Genomic DNA, 11,459 nt, shown 5'->3' on the forward strand with positions numbered 1-11,459 from the left:
CGGTTTTTTGTTTAGACTACTTTTGTTCGTTACTTGACTTCATAATGCCATCAAGCAAACCATAATCAACGGCTTGTTGCGCTGTTAAGTAATGGTCACGATCAGTGTCTTTATTAATTTGCTCAATTGATTGGCCAGAATTGTCAGCCAAAAGTTGGTTGATCATCTTACGAGCCTTGAGAATTTCTTCAGCAGCAATTTCAATCTCAGTCTGTTGACCTTGAGCACCACCAAGTGGTTGGTGAATAAGGACTTGAGAGTGAGGCAATGCAAAACGCTTACCCTTAGTTCCTGATGAAGCCAATACAGAGGCCATTGATGCGGCCATACCCATAACGATTGTTTGAACGTCAGCTTTGATGAAGTTCATTGTGTCATAGATAGCCATTCCAGATGTGATTACACCACCTGGAGAGTTGATGTAAAGGTAAATATCTTTTTCAGAGTCTTGAGCATCTAAGAATAATAGTTGCGCAATGATCGCGTTTGCCATATCATCGTTAATTTCACCCGATAACATGATGATTCTATCCTTTAATAAACGAGAGTAGATATCATAGGCGCGTTCTCCGTTTGATGATTGTTCAATAACGGTTGGCACTAAGTTCATTGAGAATGCCTCCTTTTTTTCTATTGTGATAGATGGCTTCTACCAAGTTCACGATTATAAGTTTACTGTATTGGTCAAAAAAGGTCAAATAGTTTGGCTCAAACTTTGATCAATGACTATAAACCAATAGTAGCAAACCTTTATGACCGTAATTTTACCACAAAAATGGTATACTCATGGCAATGAATGGAGGTCGAATTATGCAAACTCATCACATTTCTTTACTAACCAAAGACGCAAAACAAAATATTGATTTTTATACTAGGGTCATGGGATTGCGTTTGATAAAAAATACAGTTAATCAAGAGAACATCAAGGTTCGTCATCTGTTTTACGGTGACTATTTAGGAACTCCTGGCAGTGTAGTGACTTTCTTTGCGCTGCCTTTATTAGGCCAAAGGACTGACGCTAAGCACTTTTTTAATGGATTCCGGTTATCTATCCCCGAAGGTAGCGTTGATTTTTGGAAGGAAAGATTGTCATCTGAGGGGCTTAAAGTAACTGAGACGGCAACTGGGTTGATGTTTGATGACCCAGAAGAGATTCCCGTTGAACTAGTTACTAGTAAGTTGAAATTGGTGGGTTATCAAGTAGTTCCTGAAAATGGTATTCCCGCAGAATTTCAGGTAACCAAGCTTTTGGGAACTGATTTGCACATTCCTGATCCCGACAAAACTGCGGATTTTTTTCATGAATGGTTAGGGCTAAATGTAAATGATAATGTTGTTGAATTAGAAGATAACCAAAGTATTAAACTTTTTAAGACTGAAACAGAGGATAAATCTCGGTTTGGTAGGGGCAGTATCGATCATTTTGCGTTGGCTGTGAAAGATGTGGATGAACTTGAAATGTTCTACCAGAGAGCAAAAAATCAGCACCAGAACATTGAAGAGTATATTGATCGCGGTTGGTTCAAGAGCTTGTATGTTCGCGACCCGGGAGATAATCGAATTGAGTTGGCAACGATGGGGCCGGGCTTTAGCCTCGATGAACCAATTTTAACCATGGGTAGTTCACTTGGGTTGCCACCGGCATTTGAGGGAAAGCGTCAAGAAATTATGGATTACTATGCAAAGTCGAACGTTAATTTTGCAGATAAAAATTAATTAGTCAAAAAAGGTGCCCATTGATGGACACTTTTTTTGAGCACATAATAAGGCTGTAGGAACCCTGCTCAAAGCTATGTATAACGCCCTACCAGCGCAAATGATTTTTTTATTTTCGTACGGCATCCGTACGGCATTTGGTGCTAAAACGTGCCGAAATGTGACGCAGGCAAAAAAACAAAACGTTGATTTAACAACGTTTTGCAATGATTTACTATCTATGAAAACCTATGATGCGCCCGGAGGGAATCGAACCCCCATTTCAAGAACCGGAATCTTACGTGCGATCCATTACACTACGGGCGCAACTACAACTTAATAATATACAGAAATTTCAATGATTCTTCAAGTGCTAAAAGCAAAAAAGGTTGAAAACGGTTACTCAAACGTAAGTTATTGCATTCCACCAAACGTCTGATATACTTGTGGTTGGAATTAAATGTGTAGGACTTCTTCATTGAATTTTTTTCACAAAGAGGTGCTGACTTTGTTCTGATTTAGTGGTACGATTAGTTCTGTACAGTGGTACGAGTTATCGTACTATTTTAAATTTTTCTTGATTTCCTAAAGGAGGAAAATACAGTATGACTGTAAAGATTGGTATTAATGGTTTTGGCCGTATTGGTCGTTTGGCATTCAAACGTATTCACGAATTGCACTCTGACGAAATTGAAGTTGTTGCAATTAATGATTTAACTACACCTGACATGTTGGCATACCTTTTGAAGTATGACTCAACTCATGGTCGTTTTAACGGTGAAGTTTCATCAACTGACAAGGGTATTGTTGTTGATGGTAAGGAAATCCCTGTTTACGCCGAAAGAAACGCAGCTGACTTGAAGTGGGTTGCTAACGATGGTGTTGACTACGTTCTTGAATGTACTGGTTTTTACACTTCAAAGGAAAAGTCACAAGCACATATCGATGCTGGTGCAAAGCGTGTCTTGATCTCAGCTCCTGCTGGTCCTATCAAGACTGTTGTTCCTGGTGTTAACTTGGACGTATTGAACTCAGACGATGTTATCGTTTCAGCTGGTTCATGTACTACAAACTGTTTAGCACCTATGGCTTACTTCTTGAACCAAGAATTTGGTCTTGAAGTTGGTACCATGACTACTGTTCATGCATTCACTGCTTCACAACAAATCCTTGATGGTCCTAAGTCAAAGAAGAAGCGTGTTAACAGAACTGCTAGTGCAAACACTATTCCTCATTCAACTGGTGCAGCCAAGGCTATTGGCTTGGTTATCCCAGAACTTGACGGTAAACTTCAAGGACACGCACAACGTGTTGGTGTTGTAGATGGTTCATTGACTGAATTGACTACTATCCTTAACAAGAAAGTTACTGCTGAAGAAGTTAACGAAGCAATCAAGAAGCACACTGTTGATAACGAAGCATTTGGTTGGAACGAAGACGAAATCGTATCATCTGATATTATTGATGATGACCACGGTTCAGTATTTGACCCAACTCAAACTGAAGTTACCACTGCCGGTGACAAGCAATTAGTTAAGACTGTTGCTTGGTACGACAACGAATGGGGCTTCACTTGCAACATGGTTCGTACTTTATTGAAGTTTGCTACTCTTTAATAAGTAGTTTTACAATTAACGGAGGAGAGCTTCTTCTCCGTTTTTTATTACCTACACAAAATAAATTTAAAAACATAGGAGGTTACTCAATTGGCAAAACTTACAGTTTCTGACCTTGATCTCGAGGGCAAAAAAGTTTTAATGCGGGTTGATTTTAACGTTCCAATTAAAGACGGTGTTATCGGCGATGACAACCGTATTCAAGCTGCATTACCAACAATTAACTTTGTATTAGACCACGGTGGAAAGGCAGTATTGTTCTCTCACCTTGGCAGAATTAAAAAAGAAGATGACAAGAAGGATCTTTCAATGCGTCCAGTTGCTGAAAGACTTTCAAACTTGTTAAACAAGCCAGTTATCTTTGTACCTGTTACTGAAGGTGCTCAACTTGAAGAAGCGATTGACAAAATGGACAACGGTAGTGTTCTCTTATTTGAAAACACCCGTTATGAAGATGTTGTTAACGGCGAATACGTTAAGCGCGAATCAGGTAACGATGCAAAGCTTGGCGAATACTGGGCTTCATTAGGTGACGAATTTGTCAACGATGCATTTGGTACTGCTCATAGATCTCATGCATCAAATGCCGGTATTGCTGAAGCAATGCATAAAGATGGCAAACCAGTTGCTGCTGGTTTCTTAATGGAAAAAGAAATCCAATTCTTGGGTGAAGCAGTTAACAGTCCGAAACGTCCATTTGTTGCCATTTTAGGTGGTGCCAAAGTTTCTGATAAGATTGGTGTTATCGACAACTTGCTCGATAAAGCTGATAAGATCATTATCGGTGGTGGAATGACTTATACATTCTATGCTGCTAAGGGTATTAAGATTGGTAACTCACTTGTTGAAGAAGACAAGATTGACGTTGCTAAGAGCATTCTTGAAAAGGGTGGCGACAAAATCGTGCTACCTTCTGACAACGTTGTTGCTGAAAGTTTCAGTAACGATGCCAACCACAAAGTCGTTGAAGGCGACATTGACGATGGTTGGATGGCATTGGACATTGGTCCTAAGTCAGTTGAAGAATTTGAAGCTGTTCTTAAAGATGCAAAGACTGTTGTTTGGAATGGACCTATGGGTGTGTTCGAAATGGAAAACTTTGCTAAAGGAACCCTTGAAGTTGGCCAATTCCTTGGTGGTTTAACTGAAGCTACTACAATTGTTGGTGGTGGTGATTCAACCGCTGCTGTTAAGCAATTAGGTGTTTCTGACAAGCTTACCCACATTTCAACTGGTGGTGGAGCTTCACTTGAATACCTTGAAGGTAAAACCCTTCCAGGAATTGCTGCAATCGACAACAAATAATCATTGAAAAGTCTGGCATTTGCTAGGCTTTTTTATTTTGCATTTTAAATTGGTATATGTTTATTTGTGGCTTTGATGGCGGATATTCGGTACAATAGTACTAACTAATGTATAAGGGACTGATCAAGTAATGAGAACTCCATTTATCGCAGGAAATTGGAAGATGAATCTTTCCGTTAAGGAGGCAGTTGATTTCTTGAATCAATTGGCTGGCAAGCTACCAGATCCATCAAAAACAGAAACGGCCATTGCGGCATCACCGTTATTTTTAGAGAGTATGGTTGAAAATAGTGGGGATTTACCACTAATTATTGCCGCTGAAAATTGTTTTTACGAAGATTCTGGTGCTTATACAGGTGAAACCAGCCCGTTAGCACTTGCTGAGATGGGGGTAACTCATGTTATCATCGGCCATTCAGAACGTCGTAAGTATTTCAAAGAAACTGATGATATCATCAACAAAAAGGTTCAAGCAGCATTTAGAAACGGTTTAACTCCAATTATTTGTTGCGATGAAACTATGAGTCGCCGAGAATCACCTGATCGAATCTCATGGGTGGTTAGCCAAGTAACCAATGCTTTGAAGGGAATTTCCGACGAACAAGCACGGACTATTATCGTCGCTTACGAACCTAGTTGGGCGATTGGTAGTGGAAAGACTGCTAGTGCATCTGAAGCCGAAGAAGGATGTTATTTAATTAGACAAACCATTGCTGACTTATACTCAGATGAGATTGCCAACGAAGTAAGAGTTTTATATGGCGGTAGCGTGAATGATAGCAACTCTGCCGAAATTTTATCTCAAAACGATATTGATGGAGTTTTAGCTGGTGGAGCAAGTCTTAAGCCAGATTCATTTTTAAAATTAGCTAACTTCCTTGAAAAATAGTCCGCTAGTTGAGTATTTTATATTGAAAGTTTACTGAAAAACAAATAGAATTGAATTGAGCCTTGTACAAAAGGTCACAACTTTCGTTAAGGAGAGAAAAAAACATGTCAATTATTTCTGATATTTATGCTCGTGAAGTCCTAGATTCACGTGGTAACCCAACTGTTGAAGTTGAACTATATACTGAAGCAGGTGCAATGGGTCGTGGAATCGTTCCTTCAGGTGCTTCAACCGGTGAACACGAAGCTGTTGAACTTCGTGATGGTGATAAGGACCGTTACATGGGCAAGGGCGTACAAAAAGCCGTTGACAATGTAAACAACATCATCGCTAAAGAAATTGTTGGTTACGATGTAACTGACCAATTAGCTATCGATAAAGCAATGATCGAATTAGATGGTACTCCAAACAAGGGTAAGTTAGGTGCTAACGCAATTCTTGGTGTTTCATTAGCTGCTGCTCGTGCTGCTGCTGACGAACTTGAAGTTCCATTGTATAACTACCTTGGTGGTTTCAATGGTCACACATTGCCAACACCAATGCTTAACGTTATCAATGGTGGAAAGCACGCCAACAACAAGGTTGATTTCCAAGAATTTATGATCATGCCTGTTGGTGCCCCAACTATCAAAGAAGCTATTCGTTGGAGTTCAGAAACATTCCATAACTTAAAGAACCTTTTGAACGAACGCGGTTACTCAACTGCTGTTGGTGACGAAGGTGGATTTGCTCCTGACTTAAAGAACAACGAAGAACCATTCGAAATCCTTGTTGAAGCAATTCAACGTGCCGGCTACAAGCCAGGTAAGGATATTGCAATTGCTTTTGATTGCGCATCATCAGAATTCTACAACACTGAAACTAAGAAGTACGACTTAGTTGGTGACGGTAAGTCATACACTGCTGAAGAATTCGTTGGTTTGCTTGAAGAAATCGTTGACAAGTACCCAGTTATCTCAATCGAAGACCCATTGGATGAGAATGAATGGGAAGATTGGCAAATGGCTACTGAACGCCTTGGTAAGAAGGTTCAAATCGTTGGTGATGACTTGTTCGTTACTAACACTGACTACCTTAAAAAGGGTATTGACAGTGGCGTAGCTAACTCAATCCTAATCAAGCTTAACCAAATTGGTACTTTAACTGAAACAGTTCACGCTGTTGAAATGGCTAAAGAAGCTGGTTACACTGCAATCATTTCTCACCGTTCAGGTGAAACTGAAGACACAACTATCTCTGACTTAGTTGTTGCCTTGAATGCAGGCCAAATCAAGACTGGTTCAATGAGTCGTGGCGAACGTATTGCTAAGTACAACCAATTGATGAGAATCGAAGATCAACTTGGTGACGTAGCTGAATACAAGGGTATCGACGCATTCTACAACTTGAAATCAGAAGCACGTCAAAACATTACTAACAAGTAAAACTGAAAGAGTCGTCTTTTGACGGCTTTTTTTATTTTAAAAAGAAAAGTGACCTTCGTTTGCGTATTTAATAATGAATACACAAATGGAGGTTTTTTTAGTGAAAAATTTTGTTTTATTATCAGTAGGGTTAATGTCAATGTCAGTGGTTATGAGTGGTGTTAGACCAGTGCTAGCTGATACAACATATCCCGCAGAGGTTGTTAGTTCCTCAGAGAAGCTTGCTTTTCAGTGGGAAACGCATGTGTTTGCTTACAATACTGATGGTTCTAAAGAAGAACTCGAGGTGAAATCAATAGATGCTGAAAAGCGAGTAAGAATTGGTGATGTTGAGAAGCCTACCCCAGTTCTTGGATATCAATTACTCAGTACAGACCCAGTTAAGGTATTAAAACGAGAGGGTGATTTTGCTAAAGCGAGACGTGACGTTGCCTATAAAAAAGCTTTGGTAACTTTAAAATTTGTAGACAATTCTGGAAATGAAATTGTTAAACCACTTGTTTTAGATAGAGGCACAGTGAATGGCCGAATTGTGTTACCAGAGATAGCCAAAATTTCTGGATATACTTTGAGTAATGAGGCTGAATTGCCAACCAAAATTACAAAGACGGATATGAAATTAACATTGGTATACTCAAAGGATAAATCAGAATCCAAACCTGAGGTAGAATTGCCAAAAGAGGAAGTAAAGCCAGACGTTGAAGATCATAATAAAGAAAATCCAGCGGCGGATGTAGATGAACCCAAGGTTAAGGATGAAGGTTCTCAAGCGGGAGACGACGTTCAAACTAAGGAAGAAGGTACTGGAACTGACTTGAAGCCAGATACCAAGGAAGAAGGTACTGGAACTGACTTGAAGCCAGATACCAAGGAAGAGGGTACTGGAACTGACTTGAAGCCAGATACCAAGGAAGAGGGTACTGGAACTGACTTGAAGCCAGATACCAAGGAAGAGGGTACTGGAGTAGACTTGAAGCCAGATACCAAGGAAGAGGGTACTGGAGCAGACTTAAAACCCGACACCAAGGAAGAAGGTACAGATGCGGAATTGCTACCAGAATCTAAGGATGAAGGTACTCAAATCGGAAGTAACAAAGAAAGCAAGGATTCAGAAAGTCAAACTGAATCAGAAAAAAATGTGGTAACTAAGGATAATAGTTCGCAAACTGATTTGGTTAACTCAAATATTGTTACGAATGTAAAAAACGATTATCCATATCAAATTATCGGTAAAACTACTGGTGGCCAGACTTTGTTTACTGAAACAATCAATCAAAATAATCAAACAAAGTTGCTGAATACCGATATCAAAGGCTACCACGTTGTCGGTAGTGAACTTGTAAATGGCAACCTAACTTTATTTTTTGCACCTAAAAGCGTGTTTGTAATCGTTACTTCCATTGACGAAAAGGGAAGCATTTTACGACAAGATAAAAGCAGCATGGTGTTTGGAGACAGATTTAAATATGTTCCAGCTAATATTTTGGGTTACAGAGTATTAGATGCTGAAATTGACAAGATTATTGATGAGCAAGGAATCATTGAGTATACAGTTCATTATCAAAGTAAAAATACTCGTCAATCTAAAAAGGCAACTAAAAAGCAAAGTAGTAAAAGAGTTGTAAAAGCGAATAGACATAAAAAAGGCAAACCAAAATCTACTAGTCATAAACGAGCAGTGAAGAAAAATCGTAGCAAAAAAATCACTAAGAATAAATTAATTAAAAAGGGTGGCCATCATCGAGTTCGTTCTGTACACCGCCACAAGTAGTCGGAAATCTTCAGTTTTAGGTAATTTAGTTCAAGACCTGTGATAATATAGTTTAGTAGACTATTTAAAGGGATGAATTAAGTGCAAATTCGTGGCAGTTATAAAAAGAGTCAATTAAAAATGATTGGCAGTGGAATACTAATTGGAATCGCTGCAGGAACAGTTGTTGCCAGTTTTCGGTATTTGATTGAGCATTTGACATCTCTGTTTATCTGGATTTTTGCTCAGGGAAAGACAGATTTTTTGTGGTTTGGACTTGGACTAATAATGTTGATTGCTATCTGTTTAGTAAATGGGTGGTTTTTAAAAACTAATCCTGAAATCAAGGGTTCTGGGATTCCCCAAGTTGAGGGTCAGCTAATTGGACTATTTGATTATGCTTTTTGGCCAGCGTTGTGGCGAAAATTTGTTGGTGGCGTCTTGGCAATTGGTAGTGGCCTTTTCCTAGGTAGAGAAGGCCCATCGATTCAATTAGGATCTACGATTGGTCAGGGAATTTCTAAATTGACAAAACAGGTCGGTACAGATCGTAACGTCTTAATTTCAAGCGGTGCCGCCGCTGGCCTGAGTGCAGCGTTTAATGCGCCGATAGCTAGTACAATGTTTGTTTTGGAGGAAGTTTACCATAATTTTTCAACAAACATTTGGATGGTTAGTTTGACCGCGTCGATTTCATCTGATTGTATCGCTACTTATGTATTTGGGTTGAAACCTGTGCTATTTATGAAGAGCACGTCTTTACCACTAAAATACTTTGTGTGGATCATACCGTTTGCAATTCTCTTGGGGATTTTTGGTCGAGTATATCAACTAATGACTCTAAATATCAGCAAACTATATTCCCGAATAAAATTTATTCCTAAAGAGTTTAGTAGCATATTTTCATTTCTTTTAATTATCCCAATTGCGATGTACCTTCCGCAGCTAATGGGTGGAGGCAGTCGCTTGATACTGTCCCTTCAATATCTTAAATATCCTGCGGTTATCCTAATTGCCTTCTTCGGCTTAAGGTTGCTACTTTCAGTATTCACTTATGGGAGTGGTTTGCCAGGTGGAATATTTTTACCCATGTTATGTTTAGGTGCACTTCTTGGAGCAACTTATGGCTCAGTCCTTATTAGTATGGGATTAGTTTCCAAGTTGTATTTTGCGACCTTTGTAATTATGGGGATGGCTGGCTATTTTGCCTGTGTCAGTAAAGCTCCATTTACGGCAATTTTATTAATTACTGAAATGGTAGGGACTCTTTCACACTTACTTGGACTTGCATTGGTGTCCTTACTTGCTTATTTAGTGGTTGATATTTTGAATGGAAAACCAATTTATCATTCATTATTATTACAGATGTTGGGTAAACGTGAGGAAAGGGAATCTATCACTGCCTTTGAAACCATCCAAACTGTCTTTGTGGGAGCTTTAGCAGATGGTAAGACGGTTAAGCAATTATCCTGGCCAAGCGGGTCATTGTTAATTAAAATAAAACGTGAAGGCAGGGAAATTGTTCCCTCTGGTGAAACTGGCATTAGGGCCGGTGACATCCTGATTATCAGTGTGACTGGGAAGAAACGCCAGCAGATCATTCATCAGGTTCAGACACTCACCAGAGAAAACTAGGTTTTGCTAGCAAATTTTTCTGGTTTATGATAATGTAGTATGAGTAATGTAAGCCGAACGATCGGTAGGAGGCTATCACGTGTATAATTTTTTGTTAACACTATTGATAATTGATTGTATCTTAATCACAATTGCTGTTTTGATGCAACCATCGAAGACAAATGATGCAATGTCAGCATTAACTGGTGGTGCAGATGATTTATTTGCAAAGCAAAAGCCTCGAGGCTTTGAAGCTTTCATGCAAAAAACAACTTTAGTTTTAGGAATCATCTTTTTTGCAATTTCACTAGCTTTAGTGTGGATTTCATCACATTAAAAAATTCCTCCTGTTTAAACGCAGGGGGATTTTTATTATAATGAGAATGTATGGAATTGGAGGAATGCAGATGACTCAACCCGGAACGTTTTATTTTGATCATGGCAATCAGGCTGTGATTTTATTACATGCCTTTGCTAGCGGACCAATTGATGTGCGATTGCTAGCTCGAAGGCTGGAGTCTGAAAACTATTCGGTTTACGCACCAATGTTTACGGGACATGGGACAGCTGATTTCTCTGATATCATTAATAATGGTTCTCCCGAAGTTTGGTTGCAGGATGCTGAAGATGCAATTGATTTTGTTAAATCAAAGGGAAAAACAGAAGTTGCTATTTTTGGGATTTCTCTCGGGGGTATTTTTGCAGCCAAAATTTTAGAGGAACATCCTGAGCTTACTGGCGGTGGTTCGTTTGGTTCGCCAATCGTTAGGAATGGTCCCTCTAAGGTAAGAGGTACATTTTTACAGATGGCGAAGGCCAATTATCAACGATTTGGTGTTGATAACGAAACAATTAACAACAAACTTAAATGGCTTGATGATAATATCGACCCGTTACTAGCGAAGATTAATGACTTTGCGAATGGTGTAGCGGAGGACCTTGCAAAGATTCATCAGCCATACTTTATTGGTCAAGGATCAAAGGATGAAATCGTTGATCCCCAAAGCGGTGGAAAGTTGAAAGACAGATTGGTAAACAGCAGGGATGTTAGCTTTCATGTATATCCGGAGGCCAGTCACATGATTACGGTCAATTCTGCTCATCCAGATTTAGAAGCAGACTTAAAATCGTTTTTAAAGAAAATATACTAAAAAGATTGAGGAATA

General features: G+C 39.2%; 10 protein-coding genes and 1 tRNA gene. 9 read left to right on the top strand and 2 right to left on the bottom strand.

All coding sequences use genetic code 11. From position 1 onward, the window contains the following. Positions 1-16: 16 nt before the first annotated feature. Complete coding sequence (clpP, locus tag PL11_RS07990) at positions 17-634, bottom strand: ATP-dependent Clp endopeptidase proteolytic subunit ClpP (protein ID WP_257787916.1); 618 nt, start codon at positions 632-634, stop codon at positions 17-19. A 173-nt stretch (positions 635-807) separates the two neighbouring features. Between clpP and PL11_RS07995 the strand changes: the two genes are divergently transcribed. Beyond that, on the top strand, positions 808-1,716 hold the full coding sequence (locus tag PL11_RS07995; protein WP_335621936.1) for a VOC family protein: 909 nt from the start codon (positions 808-810) through the stop codon (positions 1,714-1,716). A gap of 234 nt (positions 1,717-1,950) precedes the next feature. On the opposite strand, the gene PL11_RS08000 is transcribed toward PL11_RS07995, so the two are convergent. Beyond that, a tRNA-Arg gene (locus PL11_RS08000) sits at positions 1,951-2,022 on the bottom strand. Positions 2,023-2,300: 278 nt separating this feature from the next. On the opposite strand from PL11_RS08000, the gene gap reads away from it, so the two are divergent. The 8 genes from gap (at position 2,301) to PL11_RS08040 (ending at position 11,444) form a co-directional block, all read left to right on the top strand. Continuing rightward, positions 2,301-3,311, top strand: coding sequence for a type I glyceraldehyde-3-phosphate dehydrogenase (gene gap, locus PL11_RS08005; RefSeq protein ID WP_035167482.1), 1,011 nt, complete (start codon positions 2,301-2,303; stop codon positions 3,309-3,311). A 90-nt stretch (positions 3,312-3,401) separates the two neighbouring features. Next, entirely contained in the window at positions 3,402-4,616 is a 1,215-nt protein-coding gene (locus tag PL11_RS08010) for a phosphoglycerate kinase (RefSeq protein ID WP_035167480.1), read from the top strand. 130 nt (positions 4,617-4,746) lie between these two features. Further along, a complete protein-coding gene (gene tpiA, locus PL11_RS08015; RefSeq protein ID WP_035167479.1) occupies positions 4,747-5,505 on the top strand; it encodes a triose-phosphate isomerase in 759 nt (252 codons plus the stop codon). 104 nt (positions 5,506-5,609) lie between these two features. Then, entirely contained in the window at positions 5,610-6,929 is a 1,320-nt protein-coding gene (eno, locus tag PL11_RS08020) for a phosphopyruvate hydratase (RefSeq protein ID WP_035167478.1), read from the top strand. A 100-nt stretch (positions 6,930-7,029) separates the two neighbouring features. Next, on the top strand, positions 7,030-8,700 hold the full coding sequence (locus PL11_RS08025) for a MucBP domain-containing protein (protein WP_078256950.1): 1,671 nt from the start codon (positions 7,030-7,032) through the stop codon (positions 8,698-8,700). Positions 8,701-8,781: 81 nt separating this feature from the next. Beyond that, positions 8,782-10,314 carry a ClC family H(+)/Cl(-) exchange transporter gene (locus tag PL11_RS08030; protein WP_035167476.1) on the top strand — a complete coding sequence of 511 codons (1,533 nt, stop codon included), beginning with the start codon at positions 8,782-8,784 and terminating at the stop codon, positions 10,312-10,314. A gap of 79 nt (positions 10,315-10,393) precedes the next feature. Further along, positions 10,394-10,630, top strand: coding sequence for a preprotein translocase subunit SecG (gene secG, locus PL11_RS08035; protein WP_035167470.1), 237 nt, complete (start codon positions 10,394-10,396; stop codon positions 10,628-10,630). Between the two features lie 40 nt (positions 10,631-10,670). Then, positions 10,671-11,444: an alpha/beta hydrolase gene (locus PL11_RS08040; protein ID WP_237047486.1), complete on the top strand. Its 774-nt coding sequence runs from the start codon at positions 10,671-10,673 to the stop codon at positions 11,442-11,444. Positions 11,445-11,459: the final 15 nt, after the last annotated feature.

This window comes from Lentilactobacillus curieae, from assembly GCF_000785105.2.
Classification (GTDB): Bacteria; Bacillota; Bacilli; order Lactobacillales; family Lactobacillaceae; genus Lentilactobacillus; species Lentilactobacillus curieae.

What these genes read in the sequence shown, in the direction of transcription:
- tpiA (WP_035167479.1), top strand. Translation starts at nt 4,747, where the DNA reads ATGAGAACTCCATTTATCGCAGGAAATTGGAAGATGAATCTTTCCGTT.
- eno (WP_035167478.1), top strand. Translation starts at nt 5,610, where the DNA reads ATGTCAATTATTTCTGATATTTATGCTCGTGAAGTCCTAGATTCACGT.
- PL11_RS08040 (WP_237047486.1), top strand. Translation starts at nt 10,671, where the DNA reads ATGAGAATGTATGGAATTGGAGGAATGCAGATGACTCAACCCGGAACG.
- gap (WP_035167482.1), top strand. Translation starts at nt 2,301, where the DNA reads ATGACTGTAAAGATTGGTATTAATGGTTTTGGCCGTATTGGTCGTTTG.